Origin of the sequence: Blastococcus sp. Marseille-P5729 (assembly GCF_900292035.1) — a bacterium.
GTDB lineage: Bacteria > Actinomycetota > Actinomycetes > Mycobacteriales > Antricoccaceae > Cumulibacter.
Genome location: NZ_OMPO01000001.1, coordinates 959,997 through 976,144, shown reverse-complemented (window position 1 = coordinate 976,144; position 16,148 = coordinate 959,997). Strand labels below are relative to the sequence as shown.

At 68.5% G+C, this 16,148-nt stretch carries 11 protein-coding genes; 5 read left to right on the top strand and 6 right to left on the bottom strand.

Features of this window, described 5'->3' with window-relative positions; genetic code table 11:
* Window positions 1–237 precede the first annotated feature (237 nt).
* On the top strand, window positions 238–3,606 hold the full coding sequence (gene rpoB, locus DAA40_RS04805; protein WP_234356239.1) for a DNA-directed RNA polymerase subunit beta: 3,369 nt from the start codon (window positions 238–240) through the stop codon (window positions 3,604–3,606).
* A 35-nt stretch (window positions 3,607–3,641) separates the two neighbouring features.
* Window positions 3,642–7,544 (top strand): DNA-directed RNA polymerase subunit beta', encoded by a 3,903-nt coding sequence (locus DAA40_RS04800; protein ID WP_106848525.1) that lies wholly within the window; start codon window positions 3,642–3,644, stop codon window positions 7,542–7,544.
* A gap of 274 nt (window positions 7,545–7,818) precedes the next feature.
* Here DAA40_RS04800 and DAA40_RS04795 read toward each other — a convergent pair whose 3' ends face one another.
* Together DAA40_RS04795 and DAA40_RS04790 are read right to left on the bottom strand one after the other, a co-directional pair.
* Window positions 7,819–8,505, bottom strand: a complete 687-nt coding sequence (locus DAA40_RS04795) for a hypothetical protein (RefSeq protein ID WP_106848524.1) — start codon at window positions 8,503–8,505, stop codon at window positions 7,819–7,821.
* Window positions 8,506–9,420 (bottom strand): hydroxymethylglutaryl-CoA lyase, encoded by a 915-nt coding sequence (locus DAA40_RS04790; protein ID WP_106849265.1) that lies wholly within the window; start codon window positions 9,418–9,420, stop codon window positions 8,506–8,508. It lies immediately after the preceding gene.
* Window positions 9,421–9,593: 173 nt separating this feature from the next.
* On the opposite strand from DAA40_RS04790, the gene DAA40_RS04785 reads away from it, so the two are divergent.
* Window positions 9,594–10,934 (top strand): PhoH family protein, encoded by a 1,341-nt coding sequence (locus DAA40_RS04785; RefSeq protein ID WP_106848523.1) that lies wholly within the window; start codon window positions 9,594–9,596, stop codon window positions 10,932–10,934.
* Between the two features lie 23 nt (window positions 10,935–10,957).
* On the opposite strand, the gene glpX is transcribed toward DAA40_RS04785, so the two are convergent.
* Window positions 10,958–11,974, bottom strand: a complete 1,017-nt coding sequence (glpX, locus tag DAA40_RS04780) for a class II fructose-bisphosphatase (protein WP_106848522.1) — start codon at window positions 11,972–11,974, stop codon at window positions 10,958–10,960.
* A gap of 86 nt (window positions 11,975–12,060) precedes the next feature.
* Between glpX and DAA40_RS04775 the strand changes: the two genes are divergently transcribed.
* Complete coding sequence (locus DAA40_RS04775) at window positions 12,061–12,618, top strand: DUF4245 domain-containing protein (protein WP_158716241.1); 558 nt, start codon at window positions 12,061–12,063, stop codon at window positions 12,616–12,618.
* A 9-nt stretch (window positions 12,619–12,627) separates the two neighbouring features.
* Here the strand turns inward: DAA40_RS04775 and DAA40_RS04770 are convergent, their stop codons facing one another.
* The 3 genes from DAA40_RS04770 to DAA40_RS16110 are packed head-to-tail and all read right to left on the bottom strand — an operon-like array spanning window position 12,628 to window position 15,074.
* Entirely contained in the window at window positions 12,628–12,849 is a 222-nt protein-coding gene (locus DAA40_RS04770; RefSeq protein WP_106848520.1) for an exodeoxyribonuclease VII small subunit, read from the bottom strand.
* The gene (xseA, locus tag DAA40_RS04765; RefSeq protein ID WP_234356238.1) at window positions 12,849–14,075 is read right to left on the bottom strand and encodes an exodeoxyribonuclease VII large subunit; all 1,227 of its coding nucleotides are present in this window, start codon (window positions 14,073–14,075) and stop codon (window positions 12,849–12,851) included. Before xseA ends, DAA40_RS04770 begins: the two co-directional genes overlap by 1 nt.
* 3 nt (window positions 14,076–14,078) lie before the next feature.
* Window positions 14,079–15,074: a lipid droplet-associated protein gene (locus tag DAA40_RS16110; RefSeq protein WP_158716240.1), complete on the bottom strand. Its 996-nt coding sequence runs from the start codon at window positions 15,072–15,074 to the stop codon at window positions 14,079–14,081.
* 47 nt (window positions 15,075–15,121) lie between these two features.
* Between DAA40_RS16110 and DAA40_RS04755 the strand changes: the two genes are divergently transcribed.
* A complete protein-coding gene (locus DAA40_RS04755) occupies window positions 15,122–16,138 on the top strand; it encodes a 4-hydroxy-3-methylbut-2-enyl diphosphate reductase (RefSeq protein ID WP_106848518.1) in 1,017 nt (338 codons plus the stop codon).
* Window positions 16,139–16,148 lie beyond the last annotated feature (10 nt).

Sequence of the window (16,148 nt, the reverse complement as noted above, 5' to 3'; positions counted from 1 at the left end):
TACTGTTTGCGCTGCCTTCCTTCTGGCATCTCGTAAAACCTCAGCCGACCACGCGAATCTGCATGCGTGCGAGCCGCTGCGGTGACGCGCCAGAGGTGACGAGGAGCGTGGTCAGAAAATTGCAGACGCCCGTCCTCGGAAGGACCCACCTTGGCAGGCTCCCGCCCCGATTCGACCGTCCGCTCGTCCGCCACTGCCGGTGCCAACGGCCTCCCCATCCCCGGAGCCCCGAAGCGCGTGTCGTTCGCGAAGATTCGCGAGCCGCTCGCAGTGCCCGACCTGCTCGCCCTGCAGACCTCCAGTTTCGACTGGCTGGTCGGCAACGACGCATGGCGCGCCCGCATAGGCGACGACCAGACCGCCATCAGCGGCCTGGAGGAAATCCTCAACGAGATCTCCCCGATCGAGGACTTCTCGGACACCATGTCCCTCACCTTCTCCAACCCACGTTTCGAGGATGTCAAGGCCGACATCGAGACGTGCAAGGAAAAGGACATGACGTACTGCGCCCCGCTGTTCGTCACCGCCGAGTTCATGAACAACACCACCGGTGAGATCAAGTCGCAGACCGTGTTCATGGGCGACTTCCCGATCATGACCCCCGGCGGCACCTTCGTCATCAACGGCACCGAGCGCGTCGTCGTCTCGCAGCTGGTCCGTTCCCCGGGCGTCTACTTCGACCGGTCGCTGGACAAGACCACCGACAAGGACGTCTACGGCTGCAAGGTGATCCCCAGCCGCGGCGCGTGGCTGGAGTTCGACGTCGACAAGCGTGACACCGTCGGCGTGCGCATCGACCGCAAGCGCCGCCAGCCGGTCACCGTGCTGTTGAAGGCCCTCGGCTGGAGCGAGGACCGCATCCGCGAGCACTTCGGCTGGTCCGAGACCATGATGGCCACCCTCGAGAAGGACAACATCAAGACCGAGGACGAGGCCCTCCTCGACATCTATCGCAAGCTGCGCCCGGGTGAGCCGCCGACCCGCGACTCGGCCAAGACGCTGCTGAACAACCTGTTCTTCAACGCCAAGCGCTACGACCTGGCCAAGGTCGGCCGCTACAAGGTCAACAAGAAGCTCGAGCTGGAGATCCCGACCGCCGAGTCGGTACTCACCGAAGAGGACATCGTCGCCTCGATCGAGTACATCGTCCACCTGCACGCCGGCGACGAGGGCTACGACCTCGACGACATCGACCACTTCGGCAACCGCCGCCTGCGGACCGTCGGCGAGCTGATCCAGAACCAGATCCGGGTCGGTCTGTCCCGCATGGAGCGCGTCGTCCGCGAGCGGATGACCACTCAGGACGTCGAGGCGATCACGCCGCAGACCCTGATCAACATCCGCCCGGTGTCGGCCTCCATCAAGGAGTTCTTCGGCACCTCGCAGCTCTCGCAGTTCATGGACCAGACCAACCCGCTCGCGGGCCTGACCCACAAGCGCCGGCTGTCGGCGCTGGGCCCGGGCGGCCTGTCGCGTGAGCGCGCCAGCATGGAGGTCCGCGACGTCCACCCGTCGCACTACGGCCGCATGTGCCCGATCGAGACCCCAGAAGGCCCCAACATCGGCCTGATCGGCTCGCTGGCCTCGTTCGCGCGGGTCAATCCCTTCGGCTTCATCGAGTCGCCGTACCGCAAGGTTGAGAACGGCGTGGTTACCGACCAGGTCGACTACCTGTCCGCCGACGAGGAGGACCGGCACGTCATCGCCCAGGCGAACTCGCCGGTCGATGGCGAGGGCCGGTTCGTCGACGAGCGCGTGCTGGTGCGCGTCAAGGGCGGGGAGACCGTCGAGGTCGACCCGGACGCCGTGGACTACATGGACGTCTCGCCGCGTCAGATGAACTCGGTCGCGACTGCGATGATCCCGTTCCTCGAGCACGACGATGCCAACCGCGCGCTCATGGGCGCCAACATGCAGCGGCAGTCCGTGCCGCTGCTGCGCAGCGAGGCCCCGCTGGTCGGGACCGGCATGGAGTTGCGCGCGGCGATCGACGCCGGCGACGTGCTCACCGCCACGAAGGGCGGCGTGGTCGAGGAGGTCGCCGCCGACTACATCACGATCATGGCGGACGACGGCACCCGCCAGACCTTCGGTCTGCACAAGTTCAACCGCTCGAACCAGGGCACCTGCGTCAACCAGAAGGTCCTGGTCGACGAAGGACAGCGGGTTGAGGTCGGGCAGATCATCGCCGACGGCCCGTGCACCGAGAACGGCGAGCTCGCGCTCGGACGCAACCTGCTGGTTGCGTTCATGCCGTGGGAGGGCCACAACTTCGAGGACGCGATCATCCTGTCCCAGCGACTGGTGCGCGACGACGTCCTCTCCTCGATCCACATCGAGGAGTTCGAGGTCGACGCCCGCGACACCAAGCTGGGCCCGGAGGAGATCACCCGCGACATCCCCAACGTCTCCGAGGAGGCGCTGGCGGATCTCGACGAGCGCGGCATCATCCGCATCGGCGCCGAGGTCGTGGCCGGCGACGTCCTGGTCGGCAAGGTCACCCCGAAGGGCGAGACCGAGCTGACCCCCGAGGAGCGGCTGCTGCGCGCGATCTTCGGCGAGAAGGCGCGCGAGGTGCGCGACACCTCGCTGAAGGTCAAGCACGGTGAGTCCGGCAAGGTCATCGGCGTGCAGGTGTTCTCCCGCGAGGAGGGCGACGAGCTGGCGCCGGGCGTGAACGAGCTGATCCGCGTGTACGTCGCGCAGATGCGCAAGATCACCGACGGCGACAAGCTCGCCGGCCGTCACGGCAACAAGGGCGTCATCTCCAAGATCCTCCCCGAGGAGGACATGCCCTTCCTGCCAGACGGGACCCCGGTGGACGTCATCCTCAACCCGCTCGGTGTGCCGTCCCGCATGAACGTGGGACAGATCCTCGAGACGCACCTGGGCTGGATCGCCAAGCAGGGCTGGGAGGTTGAGGGCAACCCCGACTGGGCGCAGCTGCTGCCCGAGGACGCCCGCAGCTCCGAACCAGGCACCAACACCGCGACCCCGATCTTCGACGGCGCTCGCGAGGAGGAGGTCATCGGGCTGCTCGGCTCGACGACCCCGAACCGCGACGGCCAGCGGATGGTCGGCAGCAACGGCAAGGCGCAGCTTTTCGACGGCCGCTCCGGTGAGCCCTTCCCGACTCCGATCACGGTCGGCTACATCTACATCCTGAAGCTGCTGCACCTGGTCGACGACAAGATCCACGCGCGCTCGACCGGCCCGTACTCGATGATCACCCAGCAGCCGCTGGGCGGTAAGGCGCAGTTCGGTGGTCAGCGCTTCGGCGAGATGGAGTGCTGGGCGATGCAGGCCTACGGCGCGGCGTACGCGCTGCAGGAGCTGCTGACGATCAAGTCCGACGACATCGTCGGCCGCGTGAAGGTCTACGAGGCGATCGTGAAGGGCGAGAACGTCCCCGAGCCGGGCATCCCCGAGTCGTTCAAGGTGCTTCTGAAGGAGCTCCAGTCGCTGTGCCTGAACGTCCAGGTGCTCTCCAGCGATGGCCACGCCATCGAGCTGCGGGACGCCGACGACGAGGCCGGGCGCACGGCTGACGAGCTTGGAATCGACCTGTCCCGGCGCGAGCCGAGCATCGTCGACCTCGAGGGCTAAGCCCTCCCGATACGAACTAACAAGGGACTACATACGTGTTCGACGTAAACGTCTTCGATCAGCTCAAGATCGGGCTGGCGACTGCCGACGACATCCGCGCTTGGTCGTACGGCGAGGTCAAGAAGCCTGAGACCATCAACTACCGCACCCTCCGCCCGGAGAAGGACGGCCTCTTCTGCGAGAAGATCTTCGGCCCGACCCGCGACTGGGAATGCTACTGCGGCAAGTACAAGCGAGTGCGCTTCAAGGGCATCATCTGCGAGCGCTGCGGCGTCGAGGTCACGCGCGCCAAGGTGCGTCGTGAGCGCATGGGCCACATCGAGCTGGCCGCTCCGGTGACCCACATCTGGTACTTCAAGGGCGTGCCGTCGCGCTTGGGCTACCTGCTGGACATCGCGCCGAAGGATCTTGAGAAGATCATCTACTTCGCCGCCTACCTCATCACCTCGGTGGACGCCGATGCTCGTCATCGCGACCTGTCCACCGTGGAGGCCGAGGTGGCCGCGGAAAAGAAGCAGCTCGAGAACAAGCGCGACGCCGACGTCGAGGCCCGGGCCAAGAAGCTCGAGACCGACCTGGCCGAGCTCGAGGCCGAGGGCGCCAAGGCCGACGTGCGCCGCAAGGTGCGTGACGGCGGAGAGCGGGAGATGCGTCAGCTGCGTGACCGTGCGCAGCGCGAGATCGACCGCATCGACGAGGTGCTCGACACCTTCCGCAAGCTCGCGGTCGGCGACCTGATCGTCGACGAGATGCTCTACCGGGAGCTGGTCGACCGGTTCGGTGAGTACTTCGAGGGCGGCATGGGCGCTGCGGCGCTGCAGAAGCTGCTGCAGGACTTCGACCTCGCCGCCGAGGCCGAGAAGCTGCGCGAGATCATCGCCGAGGGCAAGGGCCAGAAGAAGATCCGCGCCCTCAAGCGCCTGAAGGTGGTCGCGCACTTCCAGCAGACCGGCAACTCGCCGGCTGGCATGGTGCTGGACGCCGTCCCGGTCGTTCCGCCGGAGCTGCGCCCGATGGTGCAGCTTGACGGTGGCCGCTTCGCCACCTCCGACCTGAACGACCTGTACCGCCGCGTCATCAACCGCAACAACCGCTTGAAGCGACTGCTCGATCTCGGCGCCCCCGAGATCATCATCAGCAACGAGAAGCGGATGCTGCAGGAGTCGGTCGACGCGCTGTTCGACAACGGCCGCCGCGGCCGTCCGGTCACCGGCCCGGGCAACCGCCCGCTGAAGTCGCTGTCCGATCTGCTCAAGGGCAAGCAGGGCCGGTTCCGCCAGAACCTCCTCGGTAAGCGCGTCGACTATTCCGGCCGCTCGGTCATCGTCGTCGGCCCGCAGCTGAAGCTGCACCAGTGCGGTCTGCCGAAGCTGATGGCGCTCGAGCTGTTCAAGCCGTTCGTGATGAAGCGCCTGGTCGACCTCGGCCACGCGCAGAACATCAAGTCCGCGAAGCGGATGGTGGAGCGGGCTCGCCCGCAGGTGTGGGACGTCCTCGAAGAGGTCATCACCGAGCACCCGGTGCTGCTCAACCGCGCACCGACGCTGCACCGACTGGGCATCCAGGCCTTCGAGCCGCAGCTGGTCGAGGGCAAGGCCATTCAGATCCATCCGCTGGTGTGCGCGGCGTTCAACGCCGACTTCGACGGCGACCAGATGGCGGTGCACCTGCCGCTGTCCGCCGAGTCGCAGGCCGAGGCCCGGATCCTGATGCTGTCGAGCAACAACATCCTCTCGCCGGCGTCCGGCCGCCCGATCACCGCACCGTCGCACGAGATGATCATCGGCCTGTACTTCCTGTCGAACCTGATCGCCGGCGGCGCCGGCGAGGGCGACGTGTACTCCTCGCACGCCGAGGCACTGATGGCCTTCGACCGCGGCAAGCTCGCGATCGACGCGAAGTGCAAGATCCGGCTGCGTGGCTTCCACAGCGTCGACAACGGTGACGCCGAGCCGTGGGAGGCACCCGAGGGCTGGGAGCCGGGCGAGCCGTTCGTGCTCGAGACGAGCCTCGGCCGCGTCATCCTCAACGAGGCGCTGCCGGAGGATTACCGCTTCATCAACTACCCGGTCTCGAAGAAGGAGCTGGGCCAGATCGTCAACGATCTCGCCGAGCGCTACCCGAAGGTGCAGGTCGCGGCCTCGCTGGATGCGCTGAAGTCGGCCGGATTCTACTGGGCGACCCGCGCCGGCATCACGATCGGCATCGAGGACGTCTCGACGCCCCCGCAGAAGCCCGAGATCATCTCGCGCTACGAGGCGGACGCCGACAAGATCGAGAAGCAGTACCAGCGCGGCGTCATCACCGGTGACGAGCGGCGCCAGGAGTTGATCGAGGTCTGGACCCGTGCCACCGAGGAGGTCGCCAAGGCCACCGAGGCGAACTTTGAGGAGACCAACCCGGTCTACGTCATGATCGACTCGGGCGCCCGCGGCAACTGGCTGCAGCTGCGTCAGATCGCCGGCATGCGTGGCCTGGTGGCCAACCCGAAGGGCGAGATCATCCCGCGCCCGATCAAGTCCTCCTACCGCGAGGGCCTGTCGGTGCTGGAGTTCTTCATCGCCACCCACGGTGCCCGCAAGGGTCTGGCCGACACGGCGCTGCGGACCGCCGACTCGGGCTATCTGACCCGTCGTCTGGTGGACGTCTCGCAGGACGTCATCATCCGCGAGGAGGACTGCGGCACCGAGCGCGCCGTCGTCATGCCGATCGCTGCGGAGGGCACCGATGGCTCGCTGATCAAGGACCAGCACGCCGAGACCTCGTCGTACGCGCGGATGCTCGCCGAGGACGTCAAGGTCGGCAGCAAGGTCATCGCGGAGAAGGGCACCGACCTCGGTGACACCGTCATCGACGCGCTGATCGACGCCGGCATCAAGGAGGTCCGGGTCCGCTGCGTGCTCACCTGTGAGTCCGCGGTCGGCACCTGCGCGGCCTGCTACGGCCGGTCGCTGGCCACCGGCAAGACCGTGGACGTCGGCGAGGCCGTCGGCATCATCGCGGCCCAGTCGATCGGTGAGCCCGGTACCCAGCTGACGATGCGTACCTTCCACACCGGTGGCGCGGTCTCCGACTCCGGCGACATCACGCACGGCCTGCCGCGCGTGGTCGAGCTGTTCGAGGCCCGGGTGCCCAAGGGCAAGGCGCCGATCGCCGAGACCTCCGGCCGGATCCAGATCGAGGATCAGGACAAGCAGCGCAAGATCACGATCATCCCGGACGACGGCAGCGACGAGGTCGTGTACGACAAGATCTCCAAGCGTGTCCGGCTGCGCGTCGAAGACGGCTCGCACGTCACCATCGGTCAGCAGCTGACCGACGGTGCGGTGGATCCGCATGAGGTGCTGCGCATCATGGGTCCGCGTGAGGTGCAGCTGCACCTGGTGCGCGAGGTTCAGGAGGTCTACCGCTCGCAGGGCGTGCAGATCCACGACAAGCACATCGAGGTCATCGTCCGCCAGATGCTCAAGCGGATCACCGTCATCGACTCCGGATCGACCGAGTTCCTGCCGGGCTCGCTGCCGGAGAACGCCCAGTTCCTCGCGGAGAACCGCCGCGTGGTGGGTGAGGGTGGCGAGCCGGCGTCCGGTCGTCCGGTGCTCATGGGCATCACGAAGGCCTCGCTGGCGACCGAGTCGTGGCTGTCGGCGGCCTCCTTCCAGGAGACCACCCGCGTGCTCACCGACGCCGCCATCCAGGGCAAGAGCGACTCGCTGGTCGGCCTGAAGGAGAACGTGATCATCGGTCAGCTGATCCCGGCCGGCACCGGCATCTCGCGGTACCGCAACATCAAGGTCGAGCCGACCGAGGAGGCCCGCGCGTCGATCTACTCGATGGCGTCCTTCGAGGAGGGCGGCTACTACGACGACAGCGTGTTCGGCCAGGGCTCTGGCCAGGCCGTCCCGCTGGACACCTTCGACGACGGCTACTACAGCTAGCTCGATTGAGCGAAGAAGCCCCCGCAGGTACTTCCTGCGGGGGCTTCTGGCGTTCCCGGGTGTCGGCTAGCTATTCGGGCAGCATCTGGGTAGCGGATGGAGGAAGGCCAGCTCGGTACCCCGGCGCCACGTGTAGCTGCCCGTCCGGCTTGCTGACGGCGCTGGCGACCTCGGCGAGGACCCTCGCCGCGCGCTCGAGGTGCTGGTGCTCGAGGCCGGTGACTCGATCAGCTACGGGGGCCGGGCTCCTTCGCTCGAGGAGCGTTCGGGTCAGCTAGTGCTGGACGTCGATGACCACCCGCGGCGGGTTCGCCAGCGAGAACACCCGGAAGGGCTTCTTGCCATCCACGCCCAGGACCACGTGGGTCACGCCTTCGAAGGTGCCGTCGTTGAACACGCCCTTGATCACGCTCGTTCCGGCCGGGGAGATCTGGCCCGCGGGGACCGTGGCGGCGCCGGGCTCCGGGATCGCCGAGCCGTTGACCCGGATATCCAGGATCGCGTTGCCGCCGGGATCGATCGGATCGCCCTGGCCCTGCCGGGACGCGGCGTCGGTGTATTGCGCCTCCCACCCGGGGGCACCCGGGCCGCTGAACTCCAGCACGACGCGGTCGAAGCCGTCCTGCGTGCCGGTACGCACCGACGTCAGCACGAGCGAGGCGTCCGCGGACGCGGTCCCGGTATCGGGGCTGGTGTCAGCTGCGAACGGGGCCTCGCTGGGCTCGGGGCTGGCCGAGGCGTCGGCGGATGACGATGCGGCCGCGGTGTCGCTCGGCTGCGCGTCGCCGCTGGAGGGCGCGGCGGACGACGACTCGTCGCCCGGGTCGGTGGCGGACTCGCTCGCCGACGGGGTGGCCGAGGAGGACGCGGGTGCGCCGTCCGATTCGGGCTCGGCTGCGCAGCCGGCCAGTAGGACAAGCCCGGTCGCGGCGGCGGCAATGGCGGTGATGGATCGACGCATTCAGCGTGCTCCGTCCGGGGTCGGGAAGCCGCCGGCCTTGCCCAGCAGCGCGGGTGTGTCGTGGTGCAGCTCGCCGGCTAGGAACGCGGAGATCGGCGTGATCTTCTCCAGGTCGACGCCGGTCCGGTAGCCCATCCGGTGCACCAGGTACAGCAGGTCCTCGGTGGCGATGTTGCCGGTCGCGGCGGGCGCGAAGGGGCAACCACCGATGCCGCCCGCGCTCGCGTCCAGCACGCGCACCCCCGCCTCCAGGGCCGCGTACGCGTTCGCGTACCCGGTGTTGCGGGTGTTGTGGAAGTGCCCGCGCAGCCGGACGCCGTCACCCACCTCGGCCCGTATCGCATTGAACAAGCTCGATACCTGGGTGGGGACGGCGACGCCGATCGTGTCACCGAGCGCGATCTCGTCGACGCCCGCCCTCGCCGCCCGGGCGGCCAGCCCCACCGTCACGTCCGGGTCGACCTCGCCGTCGAAGGGGCAGCCGAACACCGTCGTGATCGTGATGGAGACCGGCATTCCGGCCTGCTTGACGTCTGCGATCACCTGCTCGGCCTCGCTGATGATCGCCTCAACGGAGGAGTTCTGGTTGCGCTGCGCGAAGCCCTCGGACGCGCTCGCGACCACGTTGACCTCGTCGACCCCGGCAGCCTGGGCCCGCGCCCCCCCGCGCGAGTTGAGCACCAGGCCGATGTAGGAGACGTCGCCCCGCCGAGGGACCGCTTCCATCACCGCCTCGGAGTCAGCCATCGCCGGGACCAGCTTCGGGTGGACGAACGACGCGGCCTCGATACGGCGTACGCCGGCCTCCACCAGCTGCTCGATGAGCGAGACCTTCGCAGCCGTGGTCAGCAGGGTCTTCTCGTTCTGCAGGCCGTCGCGCGGGGCGACCTCGACGATGGAGAGCTCGTGGGACATGCCCTGATCGTAATGGGAGCGCATCGCGGGATTTAACCTCCTGGCCACGATGCATTGGCGTGTCCGCCGCCTCCGCCGTCGCGCCCTGGCATAGGTTCACCGGTAGCAGCACCACAACTGAAACAGCAGTCCATGCAGTCGACAACGCCTCCTCGTCACTAGGAGAACTACACATGGCACCACGCGCGCGCTCCCACTCCACCTCGAGCCAGCAGGGGGGTGGCCGGCGCCGGTGTTATGTCCTCGACACCAGCGTGCTGCTGTCTGACCCCACCTCGCTGCGGCGCTTCGGTGAGCACGAGATCGTGCTGCCAATCGTCGTCATCGGCGAGCTGGAGGCCAAGCGGCACCACCCCGAACTCGGCTGGTTCGCGCGTGAGTCGCTGCGCACCCTCGATGATCTGCGCGCTGCGCACGGCCGGCTCGACGGTCCGGTCCCGATCGGCGATGAGGGCGGCACGATCCGGGTCGAGCTCAACCACGTCGATGCTACGGTGCTGCCCAACGGCTTCCGTGACGGCGGCAACGACGCCCGCATTCTTGCCGTGGCGTTGAATCTTCGCGCTGAGGGCGAGGACGTCGTCCTGGTCACCAAGGACATGCCGCTGCGGGTGAAGGCCGCCGCCGTCGGGCTGCCGGCGGAGGAGTACCGGGCGATCGGAGCCGTCGAGACCGGCTGGACCGGCATGCGCGAGATCGACATGAGCGTTGAGCAGCTCGATGAGCTCTACGAGTCGACCGTCATCGACCATGATGAGGCCCGCGATCTGCCCTGCCACACCGGACTGGTGCTGCATGCCGCGGGCAGCAGCGCCCTGGGCCGGGTGACCCCTGAGAAGCAGATCCGGCTGATCCGGGCCAGCGCGGAGGCATTCGGCATCCGCGGCCGCTCGGCCGAGCAACGGATCGCCCTCGACGTCCTGCTCGACGAGAGCGTCGGCATCGTGTCCCTGGGCGGCCGGGCGGGGACCGGCAAGTCCGCCCTTGCGCTGTGCGCCGGTCTCGAGGCCGTGCTTGAGCGGCGGGTGCACAAGAAGGTCATCGTGTTCCGTCCGCTGTACGCCGTCGGTGGCCAGGAGCTCGGCTATCTCCCCGGCACCGAGGGGGAGAAGATGAACCCGTGGGCGCAGGCGGTCTTCGACACCCTCGGCGCGGTCACCTCCCGGCAGGTCATCGACGAGGTGCTGCAGCGCGACCTGCTCGAGGTGCTGCCGCTGACGCACATCCGCGGTCGGTCGCTGCACGATGCGTTCGTGATCGTCGATGAGGCACAGTCGCTGGAGCGCAACGTGCTGCTGACCGTGCTGAGCCGGATGGGACAGAACTCCCGCGTCGTCCTCACGCACGACGTCGCGCAGCGCGACAACCTTCGCGTCGGGCGGCACGACGGCATCAACGCCGTCATCGAGTCGATGAAGGGGCACCCGCTGTTCGCGCACTACACGCTCAGCAGAAGCGAGCGCTCGCCGATCGCGGCGCTCGTCACGAGCCTCCTGGAGGACTACCCGCTCTGACGTACCCGTTGCTGAGCGGGTCGTTAGCCCTGCGCGTCGTAGTAGCTGTGCACCTTCTCCAGCGCGTGCCGTGAGTCGATCTGGCGGATCGTGCCGGAGGAGTTGCGCATCACCAGGGAGGACGTCGTCGCCGAGCGGCCCTCGTAGCGCACGCCCTTCAGCAGCTCGCCGTCGGTGATGCCGGTGGCGCTGAAGAACACGTTCTCGCCGCTAACCAGGTCCTGGATGCTCAGCACGCGGTCGAGGTCGTGCCCGGCATCGAGGGCCTTCTGCCGCTCGGCGTCGTCCTGCGGCCATAGCTTGCCCTGAATCTCACCGCCCATGCACTTCAGCGCGCATGCCGCGATGATGCCCTCCGGGGTGCCGCCGATGCCCATGAGGACGTCGACCGCCGCGCCGCGCTGGGCGGCCGCGATCGCGCCGGCGACGTCGCCGTCCGAGATGAACTTGATGCGCGCGCCAGCCTGGCGGATGTCGCGGACCAGCTGCTCGTGACGCGGCCGATCCAGCACGCATACCGTGAGGTCATTGACCGGGCGCCCCTTGGCCTTGGCGATGCTGGCCAGGTTGTCGGCCACCGAGGCGTTGATGTCGATCGAGCCTACGGCGTCCGGGCCGACGGCGATCTTCTCCATGTAGAAGACCGCTGACGGGTCGAACATCGAGCCGCGGTCGGCCAGCGCCATGACCGCGATGGCGTTCGGCATGCCCTTCGCCATCAGGGTGGTGCCGTCGATCGGGTCCACCGCCACGTCGTACCGCGGGCCGGTGCCGGTGCCGACCTCCTCGCCGTTGAACAGCATCGGGGCCTCGTCCTTCTCACCCTCGCCGATCACCACGACGCCTTGCATCTCGACGGTCGAGATCAGCGAGCGCATCGCGTCGACCGCCGCGCCGTCGCCATCGTTCTTGCTGCCGCGGCCGACCCATCGGGAGGCGGCGAGCGCCGCAGCCTCGGTGACACGGACGAGCTCGAGGGCGATGTTGCGGTCTGGCGCGATCACTGAGCGCTTGGGCGTGGTCTCGTTCTCACCGGGCACGGCTGGCTCCTTCTATCTGGCTGCTGATCCATCCTATGGGTTGGCCCCGCCCCGTCCGCGCCGTGCCGCTGCGGCATCATGGACCGGTGGCCGACACCCAGCCCTACCGCCCTCGCAAGCGCGGATACGAGTCCGCCAAGGACATGTTGTGGTCGCTGATCCCCATCGTTATCGCGGTCGTCGCGTTCGTGTACTTCTGCGGCCCGGGCGAGGACCAGGTGACGACGGTCGACCCGCAGGGCGACATCTCCAGCGCCGCCCGGGAGGTCGACTATCCACTGGTGGCGCCGGCCGTACTGGGTGACCAGTGGCAGGCGACCTCGGCGGTGCTGCTGCGCGATGACGACGACCGGGTCACCGGCCTGTCGATCGGCTACCTCACACCGGACGGTGCGACCGGCCGGTATGTCATCAGCTCCGGGGACCGTGACGCGGTGCTGGACCGCGCGCTGGCCAACGCGGAGATCGTCAACGACCCGGACGGCGAGCCGGTCCAGCTGGGCGGGCTGACGTGGGTGCCCGTGAGCAGCAGCGGCGGCCGCGCGATGGTCGCCGAGGGCGAGGGTTTTGTCGCCGTCGTGTCCGGGACCGCGGCGTACGCCGAGCTGCGCGAGCTGGCCGGGTCCGTGCAGCCCGCCAAGTAGCGCTGGGCTCTAGATCTCGTCGTCCTGGTGGGCGTTCTCGATCGCTGCGTCGAGGCGCTCCTGGGCGCCATCCAGCAGCCGCTGGCAGGTGTTGGCGAGCTTCTCACCGCGTTCCCACAGCGCGATGGACTCTTCGAGCGGGATCCCTCCCGCCTCCAGCTTCTGCACGACCTCCCCGAGTGCGTGGCGCGCCTGCTCGTAGGTCAGGCCGTCGTCGGCGGACTGGGTCATCAGGTCTCCTTCGGGTGGGTCTGCTCGACGGTCAGGTCGATCCGTCCGTCGGTGACGAGCGCGCTGAGCCGGCTGCCCGGGGACACATCGGTGGAGGTGACGACGGCGCCGTCCGTGCGTTGCAGCACGGCGTAACCGCGCTGCAGTGTCGCGGTCGGGGACAGTGCGGTGACGCGAGCCCGCGCGGCTGTCAGCGTCTCACGCTCGATCGCCAGGCGGTGTGTGGTGGCGCGACGGATCCGGTCGCGGCCCCGCTCGATGTCGTCGCGGCGATCCAGAATCATCGACTCCGGTGCGGCGAGCACGGGCCGGGAGGTGAGCTGCTCGATCAGGTGGTAACCCTGGTCGATGGACCGTTGCAGCGCAGCCCGGATCCGGTCGCGGCCCTGCGCGATCCGTGCATTCTCCTCGCCGACGTCGGGGACGACCCGCTTGGCGGCGTCCGTCGGGGTCGAGGCGCGGACGTCCGCGACGTAGTCCAGCAACGGCGCGTCCGGTTCGTGCCCGATGGCGCTGACCACCGGCGTGCGGGCCTGCGCGACGGCACGCACAAGCGACTCGTCACTGAAGGGCAGCAGATCCTCGACCGACCCGCCGCCGCGCGCGATCACGATGACGTCGATCTGGGCGTCGGAGTCCATCCGGCGCAGCGCCGCGACCACCTCACCGGCTGCGGTCTGGCCCTGGACCGCAACATTCAGCACGCTGAACTGGACGGCCGGCCAGCGCTTGCGGGCGTTGCTGAGCACATCCTTCTCCGCAGCACTATCGCGTCCGGTGATCAGCCCGATCCGGCGCGGCAGGAACGGTAGCGGCCGCTTCAGCTCGGCCGCGAACAGGCCCTCGGCCTCCAGCGCCTTGCGCAACCGCTCGATGCGCGCCAGCAGGTCGCCGAGGCCCACCTGGCGAATCTCCCGCGCGCGCATCGAGAACGCCCCGCGTTGAGCCCAGAACTCCGGCTTGCAGTGCACGATTACCCGGTTGCCTTCGGTGAGGCCGCCGTCGACGGCCTGCACCACGCCGACCTGGGCGGTGATCGGCAACGAGTACTGCGCCTCCAGATCGCGTAGCGTCAGGTAGGCCAGTTTGGTGCCCGCCCGAACGTTCAGCTGCGCGATCTCGCCCTCCAGCCAGATCGGCCCCAGACGGTCGATCCAGCCGGCGATCTTCATCGCGATGACGCGGACCGGGTACGGGTTCTCGGGCCCGCGAGCGATCTGCGGCACCGGCTACTTCTGCAGGGTCTCTGCGCGGGCGCGCAGCATCTGCACCACCGCCGGGCGGTTCGTGGCCGCCTCCTCGTAGTCGATGAGCTCGCGCACCTCCGCGAGCTTGAGAGTCTTCAGACGCGAGCGGAGCTGCGGAATGGTCAGCGAGTCGAAGTCCGGCAACGACTGCGGCGTGGCCGGCGCCGCGGCGGGCTGCGTCGAGCCGGCCGCCCGGTCATCGGAAGCCGGGTTCGAGACAGACGCGTTCGTCGTGCTGGAGGTCGCAGGGATCTTGGGGGCGGGCACGTCGAAGGACGCCGGTCCTCCTGGCTGCTCCACGGGCGCGGCGCTGGTTGCCGGCGCAGCCTTCGCGACCGACGGGGCCCTCTTCACCGGAGTCTTCGTGCCGGGGGCCGCCTCCGTTGCAGCGGTGTTCTTGACCGGCGGCGCCTTCTTGACCGGCGGCGCCTTCTTGGCCGGCGCCGTGTTCTTCGCGGGAGTGGCCTTCTTGGCCGGCGCCGTCTTCTTGGCCGGCGCAGCCTTCTTGACCGGCTCCGACGTCTTCGCGGGGCCGACCCGCTTCGCCGGTGCCCGGCGGCGGGCGACCGGCAGGTCGTCGGCGTCCTGCAGGTCGAATGCCGATCCGGGGCCCAGCCCGTTGGACACCCGGGAAGGCGCCGAGCTGCCGGCGTCGACCTGGCTCTGCGGGGAGGCGATCCCAGCGTCCGGGAGATCCTCGTCGAAGGTGGCCCAAGCGGGGACGTCCGGCTGCGGCGCACGGAGCGAGCCGATGAACTCCTCGCCCTTGGCGACCCAGTCCGCGTACTGCTGCTGCACCCGCATGGAGCCGGTGGCGAGCGTGGTGAGCACGGTGCTCGGCAGCTCGCCGACCTTCACCGGAAGGTGGCGAGCGTCCTCGATTGCGGTGATCGTCAGGCCCGCGATCGCCTTCAGCGGCGCCGGCAGGCTCGGCGAGAGCAAGGCGGACAGGGCAGCAGACAGCGGTGATTCGGCCATGCCCTCTAGAGTGCACCATCCCGCCTGACGATGCGTACCCTGGGAGCATGGATTCGCACGCATCAGACCTCACGCCCGAGGCGCTCGCCCAGTCGTCTCGGCCCTCGAACGGCAAGAAGGTCCTGCTGGCCAACCCACGCGGTTACTGCGCGGGCGTCGACCGCGCGGTCGTGACGGTCGAGAAGGCCCTCGAGCTGTACGGCGCGCCGGTGTACGTCCGCAAGCAGATCGTCCACAACGTGCACGTCGTGCGCACCCTCGAGGAACGCGGCGCGATCTTCGTGGAGGAGACCGAGGAGGTCCCCGAGGGCTCCATCGTCGTCTTCTCGGCGCACGGTGTCGCTCCCGTCGTGCACGAGGAGGCGAAGGCGCGCAACCTCAAGACCATCGATGCGACCTGCCCGCTGGTCACCAAGGTGCACCTGGAAGCCCGCCGCTTCGCCTCCGACGACTACGACATCCTGCTGATCGGCCATGATGGGCACGAGGAGGTCATCGGCACCAGCGGCGAGGCCCCCGAGCACATCCACCTCATCGACGGCCCGGACGACGTCGCCAACGTGCAGGTGCGCGATCCGGAGAAGGTCGTCTGGCTGTCCCAGACCACGCTGTCGGTCGATGAGACTATGCGCACGGTCGCCGCGCTGCGTGAGCGCTTCCCGAAGCTCATCTCGCCACCGAGCGACGACATCTGTTACGCCACCCAGAACCGTCAGCTGGCCGTCAAGCGGTTCGCCGCCGACTGTGACCTCGTGCTCGTCGTCGGCTCGCGCAACTCGTCCAACTCCGTGCGGCTGGTCGAGGTCGCGCTCGAGAGCGGCGCCCGCGCGTCGTACCTGATCGACTACGCCAGCGACATCAAGCCCGAGTGGCTGGAGGGGGTGCGCACGGTCGGGCTGACCAGCGGCGCATCCGTCCCGGACGACCTCGTGCGCGGCGTCCTAGGACTGCTGGCCGAGCACGGCTTCGGGGACGTCGAGGTGGTCACCGAGGCCGAGGAGCGGCTCACCTTCTCACTGCCGCAGGAGCTCAAGCGAGATCTGCGGGCGGCCGCTGGCCGCTGAGGCGGCGCGT

Coding starts and splice junctions, on each gene's coding strand:
- DAA40_RS04795 (WP_106848524.1), bottom strand. CDS start 8,505: ATGCGTCGATCCATCACCGCCATTGCCGCCGCCGCGACCGGGCTTGTC.
- DAA40_RS04790 (WP_106849265.1), bottom strand. CDS start 9,420: ATGTCCCACGAGCTCTCCATCGTCGAGGTCGCCCCGCGCGACGGCCTG.
- DAA40_RS04785 (WP_106848523.1), top strand. CDS start 9,594: ATGGCACCACGCGCGCGCTCCCACTCCACCTCGAGCCAGCAGGGGGGT.
- DAA40_RS04770 (WP_106848520.1), bottom strand. CDS start 12,849: ATGACCCAGTCCGCCGACGACGGCCTGACCTACGAGCAGGCGCGCCAC.
- DAA40_RS16110 (WP_158716240.1), bottom strand. CDS start 15,074: ATGGCCGAATCACCGCTGTCTGCTGCCCTGTCCGCCTTGCTCTCGCCG.
- DAA40_RS04755 (WP_106848518.1), top strand. CDS start 15,122: ATGGATTCGCACGCATCAGACCTCACGCCCGAGGCGCTCGCCCAGTCG.